Annotated in this window: 22 protein-coding genes; 7 read left to right on the plus strand and 15 right to left on the minus strand. The window is 76.1% G+C overall.

Annotated elements, in window-relative coordinates; genetic code table 11:
* Positions 1–209 precede the first annotated feature (209 nt).
* Positions 210–647, plus strand: coding sequence for a hypothetical protein (locus IU369_RS05910; protein WP_217923646.1), 438 nt, complete (start codon positions 210–212; stop codon positions 645–647).
* A 161-nt stretch (positions 648–808) separates the two neighbouring features.
* Positions 809–1,069: a hypothetical protein gene (locus tag IU369_RS05915; protein WP_217923647.1), complete on the plus strand. Its 261-nt coding sequence runs from the start codon at positions 809–811 to the stop codon at positions 1,067–1,069.
* A gap of 235 nt (positions 1,070–1,304) precedes the next feature.
* On the opposite strand, the gene IU369_RS05920 is transcribed toward IU369_RS05915, so the two are convergent.
* Both IU369_RS05920 and IU369_RS05925 read right to left on the minus strand, forming a co-directional pair.
* On the minus strand, positions 1,305–1,991 hold the full coding sequence (locus IU369_RS05920; RefSeq protein ID WP_217923648.1) for a response regulator: 687 nt from the start codon (positions 1,989–1,991) through the stop codon (positions 1,305–1,307).
* Positions 1,988–3,133: a sensor histidine kinase gene (locus tag IU369_RS05925; RefSeq protein WP_217923649.1), complete on the minus strand. Its 1,146-nt coding sequence runs from the start codon at positions 3,131–3,133 to the stop codon at positions 1,988–1,990. The genes IU369_RS05920 and IU369_RS05925 overlap by 4 nt, the downstream gene beginning before the upstream one ends.
* A 161-nt stretch (positions 3,134–3,294) precedes the next feature.
* Between IU369_RS05925 and IU369_RS05930 the strand changes: the two genes are divergently transcribed.
* On the plus strand, positions 3,295–5,487 hold the full coding sequence (locus tag IU369_RS05930; RefSeq protein WP_217923650.1) for an MMPL family transporter: 2,193 nt from the start codon (positions 3,295–3,297) through the stop codon (positions 5,485–5,487).
* Between the two features lie 124 nt (positions 5,488–5,611).
* Here the strand turns inward: IU369_RS05930 and IU369_RS05935 are convergent, their stop codons facing one another.
* Both IU369_RS05935 and IU369_RS05940 read right to left on the minus strand, forming a co-directional pair.
* Positions 5,612–6,994 carry a sensor histidine kinase gene (locus tag IU369_RS05935; RefSeq protein ID WP_217923651.1) on the minus strand — a complete coding sequence of 461 codons (1,383 nt, stop codon included), beginning with the start codon at positions 6,992–6,994 and terminating at the stop codon, positions 5,612–5,614.
* Positions 6,991–8,676 (minus strand): FAD-dependent oxidoreductase, encoded by a 1,686-nt coding sequence (locus tag IU369_RS05940; protein ID WP_217923652.1) that lies wholly within the window; start codon positions 8,674–8,676, stop codon positions 6,991–6,993. Before IU369_RS05940 ends, IU369_RS05935 begins: the two co-directional genes overlap by 4 nt.
* 98 nt (positions 8,677–8,774) lie before the next feature.
* Here IU369_RS05940 and IU369_RS05945 point away from each other — a divergent pair, with 98 nt between their 5' ends.
* Entirely contained in the window at positions 8,775–9,773 is a 999-nt protein-coding gene (locus tag IU369_RS05945) for an alpha/beta fold hydrolase (RefSeq protein ID WP_217923653.1), read from the plus strand.
* A 21-nt stretch (positions 9,774–9,794) separates the two neighbouring features.
* Here IU369_RS05945 and IU369_RS05950 read toward each other — a convergent pair whose 3' ends face one another.
* The 5 genes from IU369_RS05950 to IU369_RS05970 form a co-directional block, all read right to left on the minus strand.
* Positions 9,795–10,223 (minus strand): SRPBCC family protein, encoded by a 429-nt coding sequence (locus IU369_RS05950; RefSeq protein ID WP_217923654.1) that lies wholly within the window; start codon positions 10,221–10,223, stop codon positions 9,795–9,797.
* Between the two features lie 239 nt (positions 10,224–10,462).
* Positions 10,463–10,852 carry a copper resistance CopC family protein gene (locus IU369_RS05955; RefSeq protein ID WP_217923655.1) on the minus strand — a complete coding sequence of 130 codons (390 nt, stop codon included), beginning with the start codon at positions 10,850–10,852 and terminating at the stop codon, positions 10,463–10,465.
* Between the two features lie 87 nt (positions 10,853–10,939).
* A complete protein-coding gene (locus IU369_RS05960) occupies positions 10,940–11,521 on the minus strand; it encodes a hypothetical protein (protein ID WP_217923656.1) in 582 nt (193 codons plus the stop codon).
* Between the two features lie 53 nt (positions 11,522–11,574).
* Positions 11,575–12,723, minus strand: coding sequence for a hypothetical protein (locus tag IU369_RS05965; protein ID WP_217923657.1), 1,149 nt, complete (start codon positions 12,721–12,723; stop codon positions 11,575–11,577).
* A gap of 57 nt (positions 12,724–12,780) precedes the next feature.
* Positions 12,781–13,122: a hypothetical protein gene (locus IU369_RS05970; RefSeq protein WP_217923658.1), complete on the minus strand. Its 342-nt coding sequence runs from the start codon at positions 13,120–13,122 to the stop codon at positions 12,781–12,783.
* Positions 13,123–13,256: 134 nt separating this feature from the next.
* Here IU369_RS05970 and IU369_RS05975 point away from each other — a divergent pair, with 134 nt between their 5' ends.
* Positions 13,257–13,751, plus strand: a complete 495-nt coding sequence (locus IU369_RS05975) for a MaoC family dehydratase (RefSeq protein ID WP_217923659.1) — start codon at positions 13,257–13,259, stop codon at positions 13,749–13,751.
* 30 nt (positions 13,752–13,781) lie between these two features.
* Complete coding sequence (locus tag IU369_RS05980) at positions 13,782–14,183, plus strand: PPOX class F420-dependent oxidoreductase (protein WP_217923660.1); 402 nt, start codon at positions 13,782–13,784, stop codon at positions 14,181–14,183.
* A gap of 42 nt (positions 14,184–14,225) precedes the next feature.
* On the opposite strand, the gene IU369_RS05985 is transcribed toward IU369_RS05980, so the two are convergent.
* The 5 genes from IU369_RS05985 to IU369_RS06005 all read right to left on the minus strand — a co-directional run bounded on the left by IU369_RS05985 (position 14,226) and on the right by IU369_RS06005 (position 17,026).
* On the minus strand, positions 14,226–14,930 hold the full coding sequence (locus tag IU369_RS05985; protein WP_217923661.1) for a haloacid dehalogenase type II: 705 nt from the start codon (positions 14,928–14,930) through the stop codon (positions 14,226–14,228).
* 20 nt (positions 14,931–14,950) lie between these two features.
* The gene (locus tag IU369_RS05990) at positions 14,951–15,559 is read right to left on the minus strand and encodes a DedA family protein (RefSeq protein WP_217923662.1); all 609 of its coding nucleotides are present in this window, start codon (positions 15,557–15,559) and stop codon (positions 14,951–14,953) included.
* Between the two features lie 80 nt (positions 15,560–15,639).
* The gene (locus tag IU369_RS05995; protein ID WP_217923663.1) at positions 15,640–15,813 is read right to left on the minus strand and encodes a hypothetical protein; all 174 of its coding nucleotides are present in this window, start codon (positions 15,811–15,813) and stop codon (positions 15,640–15,642) included.
* Positions 15,814–15,849: 36 nt separating this feature from the next.
* Positions 15,850–16,233: a DUF3037 domain-containing protein gene (locus tag IU369_RS06000; protein ID WP_217923664.1), complete on the minus strand. Its 384-nt coding sequence runs from the start codon at positions 16,231–16,233 to the stop codon at positions 15,850–15,852.
* Positions 16,220–17,026, minus strand: coding sequence for a HipA family kinase (locus IU369_RS06005; RefSeq protein ID WP_217923665.1), 807 nt, complete (start codon positions 17,024–17,026; stop codon positions 16,220–16,222). Before IU369_RS06005 ends, IU369_RS06000 begins: the two co-directional genes overlap by 14 nt.
* 44 nt (positions 17,027–17,070) lie before the next feature.
* Here IU369_RS06005 and IU369_RS06010 point away from each other — a divergent pair, with 44 nt between their 5' ends.
* Positions 17,071–18,093 (plus strand): FAD-dependent monooxygenase, encoded by a 1,023-nt coding sequence (locus IU369_RS06010; protein ID WP_217923666.1) that lies wholly within the window; start codon positions 17,071–17,073, stop codon positions 18,091–18,093.
* Between the two features lie 10 nt (positions 18,094–18,103).
* On the opposite strand, the gene IU369_RS06015 is transcribed toward IU369_RS06010, so the two are convergent.
* A complete protein-coding gene (locus IU369_RS06015; protein WP_217923667.1) occupies positions 18,104–21,718 on the minus strand; it encodes a diguanylate cyclase in 3,615 nt (1,204 codons plus the stop codon).
* Between the last annotated feature and the right edge of the window lie 234 nt (positions 21,719–21,952).

The raw sequence follows: 21,952 nt of genomic DNA on the forward strand, positions 1-21,952 counted from the left end.
AGGTGTCGCTCGGCCGGGGTCCACACATCCAATGATGCAAGTGCGCCCGCCATCTACTCGAGCCGAAGAGGGAGCGGCGCCGAAGGCCGCGTGACGGGGCCGACTGTCGTCGTCGGCGCCGGCCCACCTCACTGGACCGAGTCGATCGACGGCGGCGCTACTTTCGCTTCGCCTGGCTTGTTCGGAAAGCTGCGAGGTACTCTGTGCCTGTGAGCCCGACTGTTGACATGCGTCAAGTTCTCGACCATGCCCTCGAGCTGCGGCGTCTCGAGGAAGACCTTCAGCAGAACGATGTCGCCAAGGCCCGCGAGCGAGCGGGCAACGAGGTCGACAGGGTTCTCCGCCAGGCGGGTGGCGTCCCCATGGTCGCGGCTGCGGAGTTCTTGGGCCTCTCAACGCCATCGGTGCGCAAACTTCGCGACGCCGGCGTTCTCGAGCGTTATCGGTCTGCCGGGCCCAAGCTGAGTCTGAGCAGCGTCCTCGACGTCTACTGGCGGCTCGACGCGCTGCGCTCGGACGGTCAGCGACGAGGGCTGGTCGAGGCGCTGGCCCAAGAGGCAGCGGACCGGAGCCTGGTCCGCGATCCGAGTCTCGCCGCCGGACTGGCTGCTATGCGGCGTGGCGAATACGTCGTCGTAGAGGACTAGCTGCGGCCCACCAGTACGCGGAAGTCGGCCAGGTCGCTCGCGCAGCCGCGTTCCTACGCGGACAGGAGGCCGAGAGCTATCGGCGGGCCAAGGCTGCGCTCCGGGGTGAGGGGTGCGCGGCAGCCAACTATCGGCTTCGTAGTCCGGTGGAACACCTGTGCGTGAAGCGGCTACGAGGTCAGCTGCGTCTGGTGGTCGGGTTCCCTGCTCCGGGCATCGTCGTCGGCTTGCTGCTCGGCGCCCACTCCCAGGAGCAGAACGTGTACGAGGAGCTCTACGCGCTTCTGGGTGTCCAGCCGCCGAAGGATGGCTACGCCCAGCGCGACAAGCCGGACTGCTGCGACCGGCAGGACGATCCGCCGCGCCTCGATCCCGAGACGCGAGCAATCGTTGACGCGCTCGTACCAGAGCTCGGCCGCTAGGACGGGCGCCCCTCCATCGTAAGGGCTTTCCGCTGAGGCCCCCTTCGGCGCGCTGCGAGAGCGGATTGTCGCGCAGGCTGTCGCGCATGTGTCGCGTGAGTCCCCAGATCACCTTGATTTAGGCACTTCCGACGAGATGCTCGGCGGTCTGCAAAACCGTTATTCATGGGTTCGACTCCCATCGTCGCCTCTCGGACAGCGCCTACGGCCCCCGGTCGGGGTCGCGTCCCGCCGTTCACCCGCGCGGGGCGCCCCCTGCACCGGTCCGCCCCGTCTCGTGGGCCCAGATGGCGATCTCGACGCGGTTACGTGCGCCGAGCTTGCCCATCAGGTTGGCGATGTGCGTCTTCACCGTGCTGAGGCTGATGTAGAGCTCGGCCGCGATCTCGTTGTTGGTGCGGCCGCGGGCGAGGCTCCCGAGCACCTGCTCCTCACGCTCGGTGAGCGGCTCGCGTGGGGCGGCGGGCCGGTCGGCGGAGCCGCCGGGGGAGGCGGCGAACGCCGCGAGCAGGCGCGCCGTGACGCTCGGCGCGATGAGGGCGTCGCCCGCGGCGGCCGCCCTGACGGCCTCGCCCAGCAGCGCCGGCCCGGCGTCCTTCAACAGGAAGCCGCGCGCCCCCGCCTTGAGGGCGGCGTGGACGTGCTCGTCCAGGTCGAAGGTGGTGATGACGACGACGGCCATCGGGTCGGCGACGTCCGGGCCCGCCAGGCGGCGGGTGGCCTCCACGCCGTCGAGGCGTGGCATGCGGATGTCGAACAGGCAGACATCCGGCCGCAACGCGCGGGCGAGGTCCACCGCCTCCACCCCGTCGGCCGCCAGCCCGACGACCGTGATGCCCGGATCGGCGTCGAGGATCATGCCGAGTCCCGTGCGGACGATCTCCTGGTCGTCGGCCACCACGACGCGGATGCCCGTGCTCACGTCGCCGCCCCGCGGAGCGGCAGCACCGCGGTCACCGCCCAGCCGCCGCCGGCACGGGGACCCGCGACGCAGGTGCCGCCCAGGCCCTCCGCCCGCTCCACCATGCCGGCGATGCCGAAGCCGACGTCCCCCCGGGTGCCCGCACGCTCACCGTCGTCCGTCACCTCGACCGTCACGGCGTCGTCGCCGGCGCTGACCGTCACGTCGATGCGGCTCGCCCGGCGGGCGTGCCGGCGGGCGTTGGTGACCGACTCCTGCACCAGGCGATAGGCGGCCGCGGCGACCGAACCCGGGACGCGGTCCTCGTCGCCCCGCAGCTCGACGTGGACCGGTGGGCCACCGGGCGTGACGGAGCCCGCGAACCCGCGGACGTCGTGCAGGCCGGGCAGCGGCGCGGTCCCGCCCCGCCCGTCCGCCCGCAGGCCGCGCACGATGGTCCGCATCTCCGCCAGCGTCCGCGACGCCTCGGCCTCGATGACGCGGAGCGCCGCGACGGCCGCGTCCGGGTCGGCGGGCGCGGTGGCGATCCCCGCCTGGGCGCGGACCGCGATGGCCGACACGTGGTGGGCGACGGTGTCGTGCAGGTCGCGGGCCAGTGCCTCGCGCTCCTTCGCGCGCGCCGCGTCGATCCGGCTGACGCGCTCCCGCGTGCGGGAGCGCACCGCGACGCCCAGCACGAGCGCCAGGAAGAAGACGGCGAAGCCCGTGACCGCCTCGCTCACGCTGGTGAAGTCGAGGACCGACGCGAGGGTCGCGGGCACGAGCATGATCCCGAGGCCGATCAGCGCGTGGCGACCCGACCCCCAGCGGAAGAGGGCGTACGCCGGGATCAGCACGTAGATCATCGTGAACAACCCCGGCGGGTCGCCGCCCTGGACGACCCACGGGATGTCCATGACGATCGCGGCGCCGAAGATCGCCGCGACGACCGGCAGCGGGTGCGTGCGCCGCCACAGCAGCAACGGCACGCCGGCGAGCGCGACGGCGAACGACAGCCAGCGGTAGGGCAGGTCGTCGCGGACGACCACCTCCACGACGCACAGCGTCGCCAGGAGCGCCACGAGGACCCCGTCGCGCCACACCCGCCGGGGTGGGTCGGGGACCGGGGGCTCGCGCCAGAAGGATCGAAGGAAGGCACGCACGGCCCCATCGTAGGACGGCCGCGGGACGCGGGGATCGGCCGAAAGTGCCGCATGCGGATCGCCCGTCCGGCCGGGTGCGGTCGGGCCGGACGTCCGATGTGCGCCGCGGCCGCGCCCGGGAGCATCGGCGCGCAGACGATCCCCGCCTCCCAGGAGTCCGCATGTCCCGCATCCTCGCGTCACTCGGTCGCTTCGCCGCGCGACGACCCCTCGTCGCCATCGCCGCCTGGCTCGTGCTCGCGGCGGTCGTCGTCACCGCGGCCGCGGCGTTCGGCCGCGACCTCGACGACGGCTTCACCGTCCCCGGCACCGACTCGGATCGGGCGACCGGGCTGCTGGAGGCCTCGGGCTCCGGGACCGCGGGGCTGACCGCGCAGGTGGTGGTCACCCCGCGCGACGACGGCACCTTCCGGGTCGGCGGAGCGGAGCTGGCGGCCGCGAGGGACCTGCGGGACGACCTCGCGCGGCTCCCCGGCGTCGTTTCGGCCACGGATCCCGCCGCGGCGGTGTCGGAGGACGGGAGGGTCGCGATCGTCCGCCTCCAGTACCCCGTCACCGCGGAGCTCGACGCCGCCGACCTCGACCGGCTGACCGGCGCGATCGACGCCGCACGGGCGGGGGAGCCGGGGCGGGCCCTGCGGATCGAGGCGGGCGGGGACCTCTTCTTCGCGTTCGAGGAGCCCGACAGCGGCCTGGGCGAGCTGGTGGGCGTCGCCGCGGCGGCGGTGATCCTGCTGGTCGCGTTCGGATCCGTCGTGGCGATGGGCCTGCCGATCCTGCTGGCGCTGTTCGGGCTCGCACTCGGCGTCGCCGCGATGCCGCTCGTCGCCCACGTCATCGCGGTGCCCGGCTGGGCCCCCATGATGGCGGCGATGGTGGGGCTGGGCGTCGGGATCGACTACGCCCTCCTGCTCGTCACCCGCCACCGGGAGCACCTCGCCGCGGGGATGGCACCCGTCGCGTCGGTCGGGCTGGCGGTCGCCACCGCCGGGCGTTCCGTGGTGTTCGCGGGCGGGACGGTGCTGGTGGCGATCCTCGGCCTCGCCGTCGCCGGCATCCCGTTCGTGACGGCGGCGGGCGTGGCGATCTCGGTGGTGGTGCTCGTCATGGTCGCCGCGGCGGTCACGCTGCTCCCCGCGCTGCTCGCCCTCGCCGGGCCGTGGATCGACCGCCTGCGGATCCCGGCCCGCCGGCGTCGCACCCCGGTCGTCACCGGCGCGCGCGCCGAACGGTGGGCGACGCACGTCACCCGCCACCCGGTGCGGTACCTGGTCGCCGCGACGGCCCTGCTCGTCGCGCTCGCCGTCCCGGCCCTCTCCCTGAGCCTCGGCACGCCCGACGAGGGCACGCTGCCGGAGTCGCGGACCGAGCGGCAGGCGTACGACCTGGTCGCCGCGGGCTTCGGCCCGGGGGCGAACGGCCCCCTCCTGATCGCCGTGGACATCGCCGCCGACGAGGGGGTCGTCGGGCCGCTGCGCGCCGGGCTCGCCGCCGACCCCGGCATCGCCCGCGTCGACGCGCCCCGGGTGGACCGCGAGGCGGGCGTGGCGACGATCGTCGCCACCCCGACGACGGCGCCCCAGGACGCCGCGACCCGGGCCACGGTCGAGCGCCTGCGCGAGGACGTGCTGCCCGCCGCGCTCGGGGACTCGCCCGCCACCGCCCACGTCGGCGGTCAGACCGCCGTCTTCCTGGATGTCAGCGGACGCGTCGGCGACCGCCTCGCCGGGTTCGTCGTCGCCGTCGTGGGGCTGTCGTTCCTGCTGCTCGTGGTGGTGTTCCGGTCCGTCGTGATCGCGGTCAAGGCGGCGATCCTCAACCTGCTCGGCATCGGCGCCGCGTTCGGGGTCCTCGTGATGGTGTTCCAGTGGGGGTGGGGCGCCTCCCTCATCGGGCTGGAGTCCACGGTCCCGATCGTCTCGTTCATCCCGATGTTCGTGTTCGCCGTGGTGTTCGGGCTCTCCATGGACTACGAGGTGTTCCTGCTGTCGCGCATCCGGGAGCACCACCTGGAGGGCGCCGACGACCACGCCGCGATCGTCCGGGGCCTCGCGTCGACCGCGCGCGTCATCACGGCGGCCGCGTTGATCATGGTCGCGGTGTTCGCGGGCTTCGTCGCCGGCGGCGACCCGACGACCAAGATGTTCGGGCTCGGCATGGCGACGGCGATCGCCCTCGACGCGACCGTGGTCAGGATGGTGCTGGTGCCCGCCTCGATGACGCTGCTCGGCCGCGCCAACTGGTGGCTGCCGGCCTGGCTCGACCGGCTCCTGCCCGCCGAGGGCGCCGCCGGCCGTCCGCGGCCCGGCGCCCCGGAGGTCGTCACCGCCGAGCCGGCCCCGCAGGCGCGCTGAGCGACGCGCGCGGCGCCCCGCCACGGCCACGGCCGCGGCGGGGCGTCACGGCCACGGCCGCGGCGGGGCGTCACGGCGCGGCGGTCGTCCGCCCCGTCCGGGGGGTCGCCGTCGCGCCGCCCCCTCAGCGGAGGGGGAGGATCACCTGGAACCGGGTGTCCCCCGGGGACGACTCGAGGCGCATCTCGCCGTGGTGGCGCAGGACGATCCGCTGTGAGATGTCGAGTCCGAGGCCCGTCCCCTGGCCGACGGGCTTCGTCGTGAAGAACGCGTCGAAGATCCGCGCCTGGATCTCCTGCGGGATGCCGGGGCCGTCGTCGGCGACCTCCACCAGCACCCGCTCCCCCCGGAGCTCGGTGCGGACCGTGATCGTGCCGCCCGGGGCGACCGCGTCGATGGCGTTGTCGATCAGGTTCGTCCACACCTGGTTCAGCTCCGAGCCGACGGCCTCGACCGGGGGGAGGTCCGGGTCGAGGTCGCGGACGACCTCGATGCCCTTGCCCCGCAGCTCGTGGGCCAGCAGGGAGATCGTGTCCTCCAGGCCCGCGTGGACGTCGACCGCCTGCTGCGGCGACTGGTCCATGTACGAGTAGCCGCGGACCGACTCGACGAGGTCGCTGATGCGGGTCGTCGCGCCCTCCAGCTCCGCCAGCACGACGCGGGTGCCCGCGCACGCCCCCACGAACCGGAGGCCCGGCTCCAGGCACGCCTCCCCGACGGCGTCCGCGACGCGGTCGATCCACTCCTCGCCGAGTCCCGCCTCACCCAGCGACGACGCGATCCCGTACGGGTCGCCGACACCCCGCCGCTGCAGCACCGCCGCGAGGGCGTCCTCCCGCTCGCCCCGGGCGATCGGGTCGAGCGGCTCACCCGGCACCGTCTGCTCCGTCGCCGCGACGCCGAACCCCGCGAGGGCGGCGAGCTGCTCCGCCGGCGCGCCCGTCCCCGCGATCTCCGCGAACGCCGCCTGCCGGCGCCGCTCGTACTCCCGCAACGTCGCGACGCTCCGGGACGCCGCCGCCGCGGGGTTGTTCAGCTCGTGCGCCAGCCCCGCCGCCAGCTTCCCCACCGCGAGCAGCTTCTCCCGGTCCCGCTCGATGCCGCGGATCGTGGCGCTGACCGACTCCATCGCCGGCAGGAACTCCCGCATCAGCAGGGGATGGGCGAACGCGAGGCGCCGCAGCTCGTCGCCGTCGACCTCAAAGACCGTCGTCTCCACCACCGCGACCGTCGACGCGCGGTACGGCGCATCCGTGAGGAGGGCCAGGGCACCGAGGTAGCCCCCCGCCGCGTGGGTCATCATCAGCACCTGCTCGCCGGCCACCGCGCGCGTCGTCTCCAGCGACCCCTCCAGCACGATGTGGAACGCCGTCGCGCGGTCGCCCTGGCGGAACAGGCGCTCGCCGGGCGCGAGCCGGCGGACCCGGCCGGCCTCGGCCAGCCGGGCGATCTCGTCGTCGTCGAGGGCGGCGAGGATCGCCACCTCGCGGAGGCGGGCGGCGGTCACGACGCGACGGGCGCCAGGCCGCCCAGGTACTGGTGGACCAGCTGCACGGCCATCGACCCCTCCCCGACGGCGGACGCCACCCGCTTCACCGACTGGTCGCGCACGTCCCCCGCCACGAAGACGCCCGGCAGGCTCGTCTCCAGCGGCAGGGGGTCGCGGTCGAGCCGCCACCGGTGCCGGCCCTCCACGCGCTGCAGCGACGCCCCCGACACCAGGAACCCGGCGGCGTCCCGCGCGACCACGTCCCCGAGCCAGTCCGTCTGCGGGCGGGCGCCGATGAAGACGAACGCCGCCGCCACCGCGAGCCGCTCCTCCACGCCGCCCGTCGCGATCGTCAGCTCCTCCAGCCGCCCGTCGCCCGACGCCCCCGCCACGACCGTCCCGGTGCGCACATCGATGTTGGGGAGCGACTCGATGCGCTCGACGAGGTAGTGGGACATGCTCCGCGCCAGCTCCGGCCCCCGGCACAGCAACGTCACCCGCCGTGCCCGCGACGCGAGGTCGATCGCCGCCTGGCCCGCCGAGTTCGCCGCGCCCACCACGACGACGTCCTCGCCCTCCATCTCGCCGGCCTCGGCGGGGGAGGCCCCGTAGTAGACGCCCGACCCCGTCAGCTCCTCGACGCCGGGTGCGTCGAGGCGCGCGTAGTGGACCCCCGTCGCGACGAGGACGCTGTGCGCGCCGATCTCCTCGCCGCCGTCGAGCACGATCACCCGCGACGGGCCGTTCTCGCGGATCGACGTGACCTCCCGCGCCGTCAGCATCTCCGCGCCGAGGCGGCGGGCCTGGACGGTCGCCCGGCGGGCGAGGTCGGCGCCGCTCAGCCCGGTGGGGAAGCCCAGGTAGTTCTCGATGCGGGAGCTCTGACCCGCCTGGCCGCCCGTCGCGTGGCGTTCGACGAGCAGGGTCCGCAGGCCCTCCGAGGCGCCGTACACGGCCGCCGCCAGCCCCGCCGGGCCGCCCCCCAGGATCACCAGGTCGTAGAAGGGCAGGTCGGCGACGGTGTGCAGGCCGATGCGCGCCGCCAGCCGCGCCTGGTCGGGGCGCACCATCGCCTCGCCGTCCTCGAACACCAGCACCGGCAGGTCGTCGTCGCCCCGCCCCGCCGCGGCGAGGAGGGAGATCGCCTCCGCGTCCCCCCGGTCGAGCCACCGGTACGGGACGCCGTTGCGGGCGAGGAAGTCGCGCGTCGCGTGCGAGCGCGCCGAGAAGCGGTGGCCGACCAGCCGCAGGCCCGGCTCCGCGGAGCGGGCCGCCGCGTCGGCCTCCCAGTCCTCCAGCAGGTCGTCGAGCACCGGGTACAGCCGGTCCTCCGGCGGGCTCCACGGCTTCATCAGGTAGTGGTCGAGGCGGATCTCGTTGATGGCGAGGATCGCCGCCTCGGTGTCGGCGTACGCCGTGAGGAGGGTGCGCTTCGCGCGCGGCGCCATCCGCAGCGCCCGCCGCAGGAACTCGACGCCGTCCATCCCCGGCATGCGCTGGTCGGCGACCAGCAGGGCCACCGGCTCACCGCGGCGGACGAGCTGCTCGACCACGGCGAGGCCCGCCTCCCCGGAGTCGGCGCGCAGCACGCGGTACCGCATCCCGTAGCGGGTCTTCAGGTCCCGCTCGATCGCGCGCCCCACGGCGGGGTCGTCGTCCACGGCCAGGATCAGCGGGCGGGGAACCGGTCCGGGCTCCATGCGCCCCAGCATATGCGGGCGCCGGTCCCGCGGGCACAGTTTTGCCGGGACGGCACGGCGTGTTGATGCCCCCGCGACCGCCCGCCATCGTCGGTGGCATGACCACCACACCCGATCCGACGCCCGCCGGGGCCGTCCACCGCACCGTCCACGTCCCCGGGGGCCACATCCACCTCGTCGAGCAGGGGGCCGGTCCGCTCGTGCTGCTCGTCCACGGCTTCCTCGGGTCGTGGCACACGTGGCGGCACCAGCTCCCCGCCCTCGCCGGCGCCGGTTACCGGGCCGTCGCCATCGACGTCCGCGGGTACGGCGGCTCGTCGGCGCCCGCCGACGTCGCCGCCTACGGCATGCTCGCTCACGTCGCCGACGACGTCGGCGTGGTGCGGGCCCTCGGCGTTGGCACCGCCGTCGTCGTCGGCCACGACTGGGGGTCGCCGATCGCGGCGAACTCGGCGCTGCTGCGCCCCGACGTGTTCACCGCCGTCGCCACCATCGGCGTGCCGTACGCCCCGCGCGGCGGCATGCGCCCCACCGACGCGTTCGCGATGGCCGGGGGCGACGAGGAGTTCTACGTCTCCTGGTTCCAGGAGCCGGGGCGCGCCGACGCGGAGATCGCCGCGGATCCGCGCGGCTGGCTCCGGGGCCTCCACCTGGCGCTCGCCGGCGAGGCCGACCCGCCCGCCGGCGTCCGCGGGGTGTTCACCATCCCCCGCGGCGGGCGGATGCGCGACCGCTTCCCCGGCGACGACGTGCCGCTGCCGCCGTGGCTCACGGAGGAGGACCTCGACGTCGCCGCGGCCGCCCTCGCCGCCAACGGGCCCGCCGGGGCCCTGGCGCGGTACCGCAACGTCGACCGCGACTGGGAGGACCTCGCGGCGTGGGACGGCGCCCCCGTCACCCGGCCCGCGCTGTTCGTCGGCGGCGAGCGCGACGCCTCCCTCGCCTGGATGGCCGACGCGATCGCCTCCTTCCCGCGCACCATGCCCGGGCTCATGGCGTCCCACGTCCTCCCCGGGTGCGGGCACTGGGTGCCGCAGGAGCGCCCCGCGCAGCTCAACCGCATCCTCATCGACTGGCTCGGCGCCCTCCCCGCGTAGGGGCGGCGGCGCCGGGGGGCGTCAGCCCTCGCGCCGCGCCAGGTCGGCGAGCCGGTCGAGGTCGCGGGGCACCTGCGACCGGATGATCGGGGCGATCGCCGCGCCCATCAGGCGCCGCGCGCCGCGCAGCCTCAGGTCGACCGTCACGGCGACCCGCGTCGCCTCCGCGCCGTCGGGGTGCAGCACGATCGCCACCGTCGCGCCGCCGCCGTCGGCGGTGCCCGCCTCCGACCAGGTGGTCGGCGGGTCGAACGCGACGACCTCCACCTCGGTGTGCCCGACGCCGCGTTGCGTCTCGGTCCACCGCGTGCCGAGGCCCGCGGGGCCGGGGGTCAGGACCCGGACGTCACGGGTGTTGTCCTGCCACTCCGCGCGGCGTGCCGGGTCGGACACGACGGCGAAGATCCTCTCGGGGGCGACGTCCAGCCGGTGCTCGATCTCGATCCGCACCCCGGGAGCGTACGTCCCCGGACCCCGCCGTGGCGGGGCCCGGGGCGGGCGCTAGGCGCGACCGCGCAGGACGGACAGCAGGCCGATGACGGCCAGGATCACGACGATGATGACGATGATGGTCCAGAGCACTGGGGGCTCCTTCCGGTTGATGATGACGGGCGGGGGTTCCCGCCCGGCCGCACCGTCAACCCGCCCGGCGTCTCGATCTGCAGTTTCTGGCGGAATGGGCGCCGCGATCAGGTGCGCACCCGGAACACGACGACCCCGCTGACGGGGTGGCCGTCGGCGCTCGTCACGCGCCACGTGAGGCGGTAGAGACCGGCCTGCTTCCTCGGCCCCGGGCGCTTCAGGGTGATCACCGCGCGGCGCGCGTTCCCGGGGGCGATGCGCGCCGACCTCACGAGGTCGCCGGCACGGTTGCGGGTGACCCGCATCGCGCCGAGGCGGCCGATCGGCTCGCCGAACGTGACGGTCATCTGTGCGGGGACGCGCGTGAGCGTGCTGCCGTGTCGCGGGGAGCTCGCGACGGCCTCGCTGTGGGCGTACGCGGGCGCCGCGGCGACGGCTGCGACGAGGGCCGCGGCGGCCGGGACGAGCAGGCGGCGGGTGCGGGTGGGGACGGGCATGCGTTCCTCCGGGGGATGGGGTCGGTGACCGCGCCGGCGTCGGCCGGCGGGTCGGTGGGCGGCGTGCGTCCGGCCCCGGTCCCCCGGTCAGCGCGTGGGCGCCACCGCGGGTCGGGCCGGGGACACGGCGCACGGGGGGCCCCGGGAGGTGCGGGGCCGGCGCGGCGTCGTGCCCCGGTGCGCCGCCACCCAGGCCGCGACGCGCTCCGGGGGGCGTCGCCCGGGGCGGTCCGCCGTGGGCGTCGCGAGCACCCGGCCGACGACGGCGGCCGCCGTCGTGATCGCGGCGAGCACCAGGTCGGCGCGGCGCAGGAGCACCGCGAGGACCAGGGCGGCGACGAGGTGGAGCGCCGCCGAGCGCGCGTCGACCGGCGGCAGCGCGTGGTGGTGGGGGGCGAGGCCGAGCGACCACGGCGCCACCACCAGCACGAGGTGCATCAGCGTCTGCGCCCCCGCCAGCATCACGGCGAGCGCCGCATACGAGCGCGGCCGCAGCGCCCGGCGGCCGCCGCACATCGCGGCCGCCAGCAGCAGGGTCGCCCACAGCACGGGGGCGGTCGCGGCGATGCGCAGGTCGCCGGCGGTGAGCGCGTGGGCCCCGAGGGTGGCGGCGAGCCCCGTCGCGGTCAGCGCGACGCGGCGCAGCGCGAGTGCGTGGACGACGTGCATCCCCCCGAGTATGACCCCGCCCCCCGGCGGGGGCACCCCTCGCCCGAGGGGTCCTACGCCGCCGCCGTGGCGGCCTGCAACGTGCGCGCCGCCGCGCGCGTCAGGCCCCCCGCCCAGGCGGCGCTGCCGGGGACGGCGTCGCGCTGGCGGGTGATCGGCGTCGACTCGTACTCGTAGAAGCCGGGTGCCCCCGTCCAGCGCGACACGACGCGCCCGTCCCGTCGGAGCTCACCGGAGGCCCGCGACTCGATCTCGACGAGGGCGCTCGACCCGTCGAGGCTGAACGACAGCGGGGCGGCGTGGCGGGCGCGGTACCGCACGCGGATGCTCCAGCCGTCGCTGAGGCGCGCCCGCAGTGTCAGGTCGCGCGGGTAGTAGAGCGGCCCGACCCGCGACCACCGGCCGCGGGTGACGGTGACGTCCTCGGCGCGCGCCTCGCCGAGGCGGCCGTCCGGCCCGGACAGCACCGCGACGCCGTCGCGCAGGGACGGGTCGGACGGGCGGACGATGCCGGTCACGAGGCTCCGGCCGGCGGGCAGGTGGACCTGGCTCCAGTCCCAGCCGCCGTGGGCGTCGTCGGCGAGGTCGAACTCCCCGTAGTTGTGGTCGTGGTAGCCGGGGGCGCCGTCGAGCGCGTACCGGCGCCCGTCGACCTCGACGACCCCCGACACGCGGGCCGACGGGGCGGCGACCGTCCACGACAGGTCCTGCCCGTCGGGCAGCTCCAGCGGGCCGGCGGTGAAGCCGGGGGCGGTGGCCCGGATCGTCAGGTCGAGCCGCACGCGCCCGACGGGGGCGCCGTGCAGGGGGAAGCCGCCGCGCATGTCGATCGTCAGCCGGTACACGCCGGGGGCGACCCGGCGCAGGCGGTCCGTGCCGAGGCGCACGTCGACGTCGTCGGTGGCCGGGGTGCCCTCGACCGGCTGCGGCCGGGCGACGGTGTGGACGCTCCCGTCCGGCAGATAGAGGAACACGACCGTCGCGGACGGCGAACCGGGGAACTCGCTGCCGAGCGCGGCGGCGACGGCGAAGTCGGTCCCCGGCGAGAGGGCGCTCACGAACCACCACTCGGTGCGGTCGCCCGCTCCGGGGTGCGCGCCGTTGTCGCGGGGCGTCGCGGTGCGGACGTCGGCCGCGCCGACCGCCGGCGTCGCGGCGCACAGCAGCAGGGCGACGACGCAGGCGATGCGGCGGAGGGTCACCCGATCGACGTTAACCCCCCCGGCGCGGCCGGGCCCGGGATCGGTGCCGCCCGGGGGTCAGTCCCGGTGGCGCTCCATCACGCGGCGCACGTCGGCGGCGATCCGGCCGTCGTCGCGCTCGGCGAGCAGGACGTAGCCGATGTAGCCGAGCGCGAGCCACAGCCCGACGGCGAACCCGCCCCACTCGGCGACGTTCCATCCGAAGGCGACCCCCGAGAGCCACCCGAGCACCAGGCCGATCGGGAAGATCGCGACGAGGTAGATCCGGAGGCGCCGCATCGCGCGGGCCCCGTACACGGGGGAGGGGTGCAGCTCCTCCTGCTCGCGCACCACCCGCGCGACGATCTCGTCGCGCGTCTCGGTCCGCCCCCGCCCCGCGCCCTCGTCCGGTCCGCCCATGTCCCCCCCGGTCGCCTCCGTGCCCAGCGGTCAGTGTGGCGGGGGGCGCGGGGCGGCGCCAGTGATCTTCGTCCCCCGCGCGGCACGGAAACCACCCGCCGACCGCCGCCGACCCGGCGTGAGAGGGTCCCGGCATGACCCCCGGTGACGACCCGCGCCCGCTCCTGCACCTGGAGGACCTCGCCCCCGGGATGACGTGGGAGACGGGCGCGCACACGCTGACCACGGACGAGATGACCGCGTTCGCGGCGTCCTACGACCCGCAGCCGTTCCACCTCGACGACGCCGCGGGCCGCGACTCCCTCTTCGGCGGCCTCGCCGCCAGCGGGTGGCACACGGCGGGGGTGACGATGCGCCTGCAGGTCGAGGGGGGGCCGCGGATCGCCGGCGGGCTGATCGGCGCCGGGGGGCGCATCGACTGGCCGCGGCCGACGCGCGCCGGCGACACGCTCCGCGCGGTCTGCGAGATCGTCGCGGTCCGGGAGTCCCGCAGCCGCCCCGACCGGGGGCTGGTGACCATGCGGACGACGACCCTCAACCAGGAGGACGAGGTGGCGCAGGTCTTCGAGGCGACGATCGTCGTCCCCCGCCGCGTCCGCGTGGAGGCGCCCGGCGACGCCGCCCGCTAGCGTCGGCCGCCCACACCCCGAGGAGGACCATTGGCGAGCCTGAACGACCGTGAGCGGACGCTGTTCGAGGAGGTCAACTTCGTGCACCTGGCGACGGTGGCCGAGGACGGCCACCCGCACGTCTCGCCCGTCTGGGTCGACCTGGACGGCGACGTGATCGTCATCAACACCGCCGAGGGCCGGCGCAAGACCGACGACATGCGGCGCGACCCGCGTGTCGGCCTGTCCGTGCACCAGCAGACGAACCCCTACAACCACGCGAGCGTGCGTGGGCGGGTCCTCGAGCTGACGCACGAGGGCGCCGACGCCCACATCGACGCGATGGCGAAGAAGTACCTCGGCCAGGACGTCTACCCGTTCCGCGCGCCCGGCGAGGTGCGCGTGATCGTCCGGATCGAGGTCGAGGCCGTCTCCTCGATGTTCACCGACTGACGCCCGCGGGGCGGCGGCGGGGGACGCCGCCGCCCCGGTCCGTCAGCAGCCGAGGCGCTCCGCCAGGTCGACGAGGTCCGCCGCCACAACGTCCACGCCGGGCGGTGGCGACAGGTCGGTCGTCTGCCCGGGGCCGTGCTCGCGGGGGCGGTGGACGAAGGCCGTGCGCAGGCCGCACCCCGCGGCGGCGACCAGATCCGACCCGTGGGCGGCGACCATCATGCAGTCGCCCGGCGCCCGCCCGAGCGCCGCGGCGCTCCGGAGGTAGACCTCGGGACGCGGCTTGTACGTGCCGGCGACCTCGGCCCCGAGCACGGCGTCCCACACCATCCCCGCCCGGCGGGCCATGTCCACGATCAGGGCGATGTGGCCGTTCGAGACGGGGGCGACGACGTACCGGGCGCGCAGCCGGGCGAGCCCCTCGAGGGTGTCGGGCCACGGGTCGAGGCGGTGCCACGCCCCCGTGAGGGCGTCCCGGTCCGCGTCGTCGAGGGCCCCGAGGCCGCAGGACCCGGCGATCTGGTCGAGGCCCTCGCGGTGCAGGACGTCCAGGTCGGTCCACGGTCGCGCGCCGCTGCGCACCGTCTCGAGCTGCGGCGCGTAGCGGGCCCGCCAGGCGTCGGCGGCCGCGAGGGGGTCGACGCCGGGGAGCCCACGCCGCGCCGCGACCGCGGCGATCTCGCGGGCGACGCCGGAGCGCCAGTCCACGCACGTCCCGAAGACGTCGAACAGGAGGGCGCGCACCACGACCGGCCCCCGCGCGCGGGTCAGGCGGAGGGCGCCGCCCGGCGTCCGCGGCGCCGCGCGACGAGCGCGAGCACGACGCAGCCGACCACCAGGACCGCGACCACGACGTAGCTGACGCCGCTCATCCGGTCCTCGACGGCGCGCCACTGGTCGTCGAGGGCCCACCCGATGCTGATCAGCGTGGTGTTCCAGATGGCGCTGCCGATGGTCGTGAGCACGAGGAACTTCGGCAGCGAGTAGCGCGCGAGCCCGGCGGGCAGCGACACCGTGCTCCGCACGAGGGGGATCGCGCGGCACGCGAGGACCGTCGCGGAGCCCCAGCGGTCGAACCAGCGCTCGAGGCGCAGCAGCCGCTCCGGGGTGGCGCCGACGCGCTGGCCGTGCCGCTGGATGAGGGCGACGCCCCCGCGCCGCGCCGCGACGTAGAGCAGCACGTTGCCGAGCAGCGAGCCGACCGTCGCGGCGAGGATCACCAGCGGGAACGACAGGGTGCCCTCACCGACGGCGAACCCCACGAAGGGGAGGATCGCCTCGCTCGGAATGGGGGGGAAGACGCACTCGAGGAACATCAGGGCCGCGAGGCCGACGTACCCGAGCGCATCGATCACCTCGATGACCCAGTCACTCACTCTGCGCCGAGCGTAGCAACGGGCCCCGCGGCGTCACCCCCCCCGGGCGCGGGGGGTGGGTGCTGGACCTGCGGGCCGGATCAGCCGCGCGGCGCCTCGAGGCCGCACGAGGGGCAGCGCCACACGTCGACGGTCTTGTTCTCGGGGATCGCCCCCGCGCGCAGCTGGTGCATCCGCATCTCGCGGCGCGTCGGGTAGGTGCGGACGCCGCAGCGCTCGCAGGCGGGAGGGGTCTCGGGAGGTCTCTCGGTCATGGCTCCGAGCCTAACCGACGGACCGCGCCGGCGGCCTCAGCCGACGAGCGACCGGAAGAGCCGGTCGAGCGTCTCCTGCGGGTCGTCGCAGAGGCCCGTGTGGACGGCCGACGGCTGCACGACGGTGCTGGAGGGCGCCACGAGCCAGTGGAACCGCTGGTGGACGGGCATCCGCGCGATCGGGCCGGCGTCGGGGTCGCCCGCCGCGATCCGCGCGCGGCCCTCGAGCTGCGCCGCGACCGGGCCGGGGTCGGTGCCGGGGTCGAGGGCCCGCAGGCGGTCCGCGTCGAGGGCGACGCGCATCCCGAGGAAGTCGCGCGTGCGGGCGAAGACCACGACGCCGGCGTTGAGGCACTCGCCCCGCTCGACCCTCGGCACGACCCGCAGGATCGCGTACTGGAAGGGGCTACGCGGCGGCACGGGCCTCCTCCGCCTCGGCCGCGAAGGCCCGGGGCGCCGCCATGCGCCGCACGAGGTGGTCGCGGTACGCCCGCCGCCGGTCCGCCGGGGCGACGCCCTCCTCGTCCTCGAGCCAGGCGTCGGGGATCAGGTCGGTGATGCGCCCGATCTCGGCCTCCGTCAGCGCCGGCGCGAGCCGGGCGTCCGCGTCGGCGACGGACCCGGCGACGCCGAGCAGCACGTGGTGGGCGATCGCCGGGAACGGCCGGCTCCACGCGCCCTCCAGCGTCCAGTCCTGGTGGTGGCGGTACAGGGCGGCGCCGTGGTCGATCAGCCAGACGCGCCCGTGCCAGACGAGGAGGTTCGGGTTCGCGGCCGTCCGGTCGACGTTGGTGAGCAGGGCGTCGAGCCACACGACCCCCGCCGCGACGTCCGGGTCGACCTCCTGCTCCGCCGCCGGGTCGTAGGCCAGCGACCCCGGCAGGTAGTCGAGGCCGATGTTGAGGCCGGTGCTCGCGCGCAGCAGGTCCTGGATCTCGGGGTCGGGCTCGGCGCGCCCGAGGTCCGGGTCGAGGTCGATGAACGCCAGCTCCGGCACCGGCAGGCCCACCGTCCGCGCGACCTCGCCGGCCACGAGCTCGGCGACGAGGGCGCGGGGTCCCTGGCCGGCGCCGCGGAACTTCAGCACGTAGAGGCCGTCGTCGTCGGCCTCGACCAGCGCGGGCAGCGAACCACCCTCCCGGAACGGCGCGACGTAGCGCGTGGCGGAGATCCGGGCCGGCCCCGTGGCGCCCGCGGTCGTCGGTCCGTCCATGGGACGGGAGGCTAGACCACCGCCGGGCGGGGTACCCTCGGCCCGTGAGCCGGATCGTCATCGTCGGGGGCGGCCTCACCGGCCTCGCCCTCGCGCGCCTCCTGGCGGTCCGCGGCGTCACCGCCGAGGTGATCGAGCCCCGCGGGCCCGGCGAGTACCAGCCGCGCCCGTTCCTGCTCGGCTTCCAGGCCTTCCCGGTGCTCGACGAGCTCGGCCTGCTGGCGCGGGTGCGCTCCCTCGGCTGGGACATCGCCCCGGGCGCCGACGGCTCCCCCGTCGCCGTCTGCGTGGAGGTCGGCAGGCTGCTGGGGGCGGTGGGGGAGGGCGTCCCCGTGCGGCACGGGTCCCGGGTCACGGGCCTGCTCCGCTCCGGGGACCGGGTCACCGGCGTCCGCGTCGCGGGCCCCGGCGGCGCGGAGGAGGACCTGCCGGCCGACCTCGTGGTCGCCTGCGACGGCGTGGGCTCGCGCGTCCGCGCCATGGCCGGCCTCGAGGCGGAGGTGTCGGCCCTGTCCGACGCCACCCTCACGTTCATGAGCCCGGCCGTCATCGACCGGTCGTTCTCGATGCGCTACCTCTCCGACGGCGGCCAGATGGGCCTCCTCGGCTGGCCCGAGGGGTCGGCGGGCTGGCGCACCATCGACCGCGTCGGGCGCGAGGCGGCCGTGGCCCCCGGGGTCGCGGCGTTCCGCGAGACGTTCGCGGCGCTGATGCCGGAGGCCGCCGGCGCCCTCGCCGGGGTGACCTCCACCGACCAGCTCCTCTACCAGGAGCCCGCGGTGCTGCGCGCGGCCCGGTGGTGGACGCCGGGGGTCGTCCTCATCGGCGACGCCGCCCACTTCTTCGGTCCCGAGACCGGCGTCGGCGCGGCCCTCGGGCTGGGCGACGCCCAGGCCCTCGCGATCGCCGTCGCCGCCGAGCCCGGCGACCCCGACGCCGCGTGCGCCCGCTACGAGGCCTGGCGGGTCCCCGTCATCCGGCCGTACGAGGCCGCCGACCCCGCGTCGGGCCGCATGGCGCTGCCGAACCGCGACCGCCCGCCCGCGGAGCGCTGGCCGCCCGGCTGAGCGGGGCGGCTCAGATCAGCTCGGCCGCGCGGGTGGCGCCCGAGGCGACGAGGCGCGCCAGGGCGTCCACCACGTCCGGCGAGAACTGGCTGCCGGCGACGCGGTGGCACTCCTGCAGCGCCGCCTCGGCGGTGATCGGCGGCGCGTAGGGGCGGTCGCTGGTCATGACGTCCCACGCGTCGGCCACCGCCAGCACCCGCGATCCCTCGGGGATGTCGTCGCCCGCCAGGCCGTCGGGGTAGCCCGCGCCGTCGATCCGCTCGTGGTGGTGGCGCACCCACACCACCTGCTCCGCGCTCAGGACGTCCGCGACGATCTGCGCGCCGAGGCGGGCGTGCTGCTTGACCTGCTCGTACTCGCCCGACGTGAGCCGGCCGGGCTTGAAGAGGATCGAGTCGGGGACGCCGATCTTGCCGACGTCGTGCACCAGCCCCGCCCCGCGCAGCAGGGCGCGGCGCTCGGCGGGCCAGCCGAGCTCGCCGGCGATCTGGTCGGCCAGCTCGGAGACGCGCTCCGAGTGCCGGCGCGTCGACGGGTCCTTGGCGTCCACGGCGCGGGCGAGAACGCGGATCGCGTTGAGCGCCTGGGACCGCTCGAGGCGGTCGGCGCGCTCCTGCGCCGACAGCTCCTCGACGACCTCCGGGGAGTAGCGGAAGCTGATGTCGCGGCCGTGCCCCTTCGCCCAGTAGAGGGCGCCGTCGGCGAGGCGCAGCAGGTCGCCCGCGTCGCTCGCCTGCGACAGCTCCGCGACGCCCGCCGACAGGGTGAGGCGCTCGCCCCCCGCGACCGGCAGGCGGCGCACCGCCTCCCGCACCCGCTCGGCCGCCTGCCAGGCGTCGAGCGAGTCGCTCTCGGCGACGAGCCAGGCGAACTCCTCGCCCCCGAGGCGCGCGACGACGTCCTCCGGGCGGGCCTGGGCGCCGAGGCACTCTCCGACCGCGACCAGGATCTCGTCGCCCGCCTGGTGGCCGTGGCGGTCGTTGACGTCCTTGAAGTGGTCGAGGTCGAACACCACGAGCGACAGCGGACGGCGGTGGCGGCGGGACCGCTCCACCTCCTCGCGGAGCCGCTCGTGGAAGACGCGGTGGTTCACGAGCCCCGTCAGCGGGTCCGTCGCGGCCCGCTCCTCGGCGTCGGCGAGGTGGGCGAGGGTCAGCGCGTGCCGCCGGGCGTTGACGACCGCCAGCTCGGCGACGCTCGCGAGGCTGCGAAGGGTCGCGCGGTCGCGCGGGGTGAACCGCCGCGGCACCCGGTACGACGCGACGATCGTGCCGAGCACCTCCTCGCCGGCCCTGAGGCGGATCGAGATCGACGACGCCATCGTGAGGGGCGAGCGGACGCCGGTGGCCGCCTCGACGGCCGCCCCCGCGTCCTCCATCTCGGTGATCGGGTCCCGCCCCTCCCTCATCCGGCTCCACATGAGGGCGGCGACGGGCTCCTCGCGCAGGGCGCGCTCGATCTCGGCGCGCACGGCGGGGTCCTCCTCCGTGGTGAAGACGTCGGTCGGGGTGTCGCCCTCGGCCGCGACGATGCACGTCACCCGGTCCGCGTAGAGGGCGCGACGCGCCGACCGGGCGATCGCCTGCAACGTGGAGGGCATGTCGAGGGCGCCCCCCGAGATGAGCGCCGCGGCCTCGTCGACGGAGCGTCGCCGCGCCTCCTCGTTCGCGACCGCGATGCCGGCCAGGTCGGCGAAGCGGGCCAGCCGGGCCTCGATCGCGACGCCGAGGGGGCCGTCGACCCCGGCGACGCCGAGGGTGCCCCACAGCTCACCGCCGAGGACGATGGGCGCCGCCACGACGTCGTCGAACGCCCGCGTCCACGACGGCGAGGCCTCGTCGGGGGCGAAGTGGGCGGCGCGGCCGGCGCGCAGGTCGCCGGCGGCGGCGGGCCGGGCCTCCATGTCGATGATCGCCCCGGGGGCGGGGGCGGGCATGCCCTCGGCCGTCCAGTTCGCGACCACCTGGGAGCGGCGTTCGTCGAGGAAGCGCATCACCCCGGCCGACGGCACGTCGAGCAGGGCGGCCGCCTCGCGGCAGATCAGCGCGAAGACCTCGTCGAGGTCGGCGGTGGCGGCGACGGCCGTCGCGACGCGGCGGAGGGCCGCCTGCTCCCGCGCCTCCTGCGCCGTCGCCGCCCGGTTCTCCGCGTTCAGGATCGACACGCCGACGAGGTGGGCGAACGCCAGCAGCCGCTCGTCCTCGTCGGCGGCGATCCGCTCGCCGCCCACGGGGCTGACGCACAGGATCCCCCAGAGGCGGCCGTGCACGCCGATCGGCGCGGCGACGCTCTCGCCGTAGGCCTCGCGCCACGGGCCGGTGTCGAGGTGCCCGAGCGGGACGCGCACCGGCCGGCCGCCGTGGAGCGCCCGGGCGGTCTCGGTGTCCGCCATGGGGACGCTGAGCCCGTCGGGCGGCGCCGGCAGGCCCGGGCGCCGCCACCCCCCGACGAGGTGCATCGCACGCCGCGCGTCGACGTGGATGACGAGGCCCGACGCCGCCCCGAGCAGGTCGGCGGCCTCCCGGCTCACGAGCGCGAAGACCTCCTCCGGCTCCGCGTCGGCGGCGACGGCGGTCGCGACCCGGCGGAGGGCGGCCTGCTCGGCCGCGTGGCGGGCGATCTCGCGGCGGCTCTCCGCGTTCGCGACGGCGACCCCGGCGAGCTCGGCCAGGCGCGTGAGGCGCGCCTCCGCGCCGGGGGGGAGCGACCCGCCGGCGGCCGCCGCGACGCTGAGGATGCCCCACCGGACGCCGGCGATCATGATCGGGCACGTGACGGCGTCGCCCCACCCGAGCCGCCAGTCCGGGCCGCCGGCGGTGGGCGCGCTGCGCAGCGCCTCACCCGCCGCGGCGGGCAGCTCGCCCGACCGCGGCGCGAGGGGGATCCGCGACCCGACCGCGAGCGGCGAGGTCCCGCCGTCGGTCCACGCCGTGCGCATCAGGCCCTCGTCGGGCCCGAGGAGCTGGATGACGCACCCGCCGACGGCGCCCGTCAGGCGGGCGGCCTCGTGGCAGACCAGCGTGAACACCTCGTCCGGGGGCCACTCCGCGGCGACCGCGGCGGCGACCCGGCCCAGGGCCGTCTGCTCGGCGACGCGGTCCGCCAGCGCCCGCCGGTCCTCGCTGTTGACGATGGCCAGGCCGACGAGCTCCGCGAAGCGGCCGAGGCGCTCCTCGGCGCCCTCCGGCAGGCCGTCGGGGCGGGTCGTGGCGGCGAGCACGGCGCCCCAGATGCCCCCGCTGGTGCGGATCGGCGCGCCGACCCCCGCGCGGTACCCCTCCGGGCCGATGCGGGCACGCGTGGGGTCGTCGGCCGGGATCTCGTCGTACAGCGCGCGCGCCGGGCGGTTCGTCGCCCAGATCCGCGGCAGCACGCCGTGGCCGCGCAGGGGGAAGCGGGAGCCGACGATGGTGAGGTGGTCGCCCCAGCTCCCCACCGCCTCCGACGTCATGCCCTCGAACCGCCAGACGATCCCCGCCTCGACGCCGAGCAGCCCGGCGACCTCCTCCGCCACGAGGTCGTAGAGGGCGACCGGCGAGATCGACTCCGCGACGGCGGACGCCACGCGGTGCAGCGCCGCCTGCTCGGCCAGGGCGCGGAAGACGTCGAAGGGCTGGGCCTCCACAGGACCTCGTTTTTACGGCGTCGGACGGGAAACCATTCGCACTATGGCCCGCGCCGGGGACGCATGCCAGGGTCCGGCGCCGGCCCGTCGCGGCCGCCGGGGACGGTGACGGCGGCACGGGGATGTTGCCCCGGGGAACGACACGTGCGTAACATCACGCGCGACGTCCGCGGGCGGGCTCGTCCCGTCGTGGCCGGTCATGGGGGCGAGGCCAGGGGACGCCACGGGTCCGGG

Source organism: Miltoncostaea oceani (assembly GCF_018141545.1).
In the GTDB taxonomy this organism is placed as follows: domain Bacteria; phylum Actinomycetota; class Thermoleophilia; order Miltoncostaeales; family Miltoncostaeaceae; genus Miltoncostaea; species Miltoncostaea oceani.

What these genes read in the sequence shown, in the direction of transcription:
- IU369_RS05945 (WP_217923653.1), top strand. Translation starts at nt 8,775, where the DNA reads ATGACCACCACACCCGATCCGACGCCCGCCGGGGCCGTCCACCGCACC.
- IU369_RS05955 (WP_217923655.1), bottom strand. Translation starts at nt 10,852, where the DNA reads ATGCCCGTCCCCACCCGCACCCGCCGCCTGCTCGTCCCGGCCGCCGCG.
- IU369_RS05970 (WP_217923658.1), bottom strand. Translation starts at nt 13,122, where the DNA reads ATGGGCGGACCGGACGAGGGCGCGGGGCGGGGGCGGACCGAGACGCGC.
- IU369_RS05960 (WP_217923656.1), bottom strand. Translation starts at nt 11,521, where the DNA reads ATGCACGTCGTCCACGCACTCGCGCTGCGCCGCGTCGCGCTGACCGCG.
- IU369_RS06005 (WP_217923665.1), bottom strand. Translation starts at nt 17,026, where the DNA reads ATGGACGGACCGACGACCGCGGGCGCCACGGGGCCGGCCCGGATCTCC.
- IU369_RS05975 (WP_217923659.1), top strand. Translation starts at nt 13,257, where the DNA reads ATGACCCCCGGTGACGACCCGCGCCCGCTCCTGCACCTGGAGGACCTC.
- IU369_RS05940 (WP_217923652.1), bottom strand. Translation starts at nt 8,676, where the DNA reads ATGGAGCCCGGACCGGTTCCCCGCCCGCTGATCCTGGCCGTGGACGAC.
- IU369_RS05930 (WP_217923650.1), top strand. Translation starts at nt 3,295, where the DNA reads ATGTCCCGCATCCTCGCGTCACTCGGTCGCTTCGCCGCGCGACGACCC.
- IU369_RS05995 (WP_217923663.1), bottom strand. Translation starts at nt 15,813, where the DNA reads ATGACCGAGAGACCTCCCGAGACCCCTCCCGCCTGCGAGCGCTGCGGC.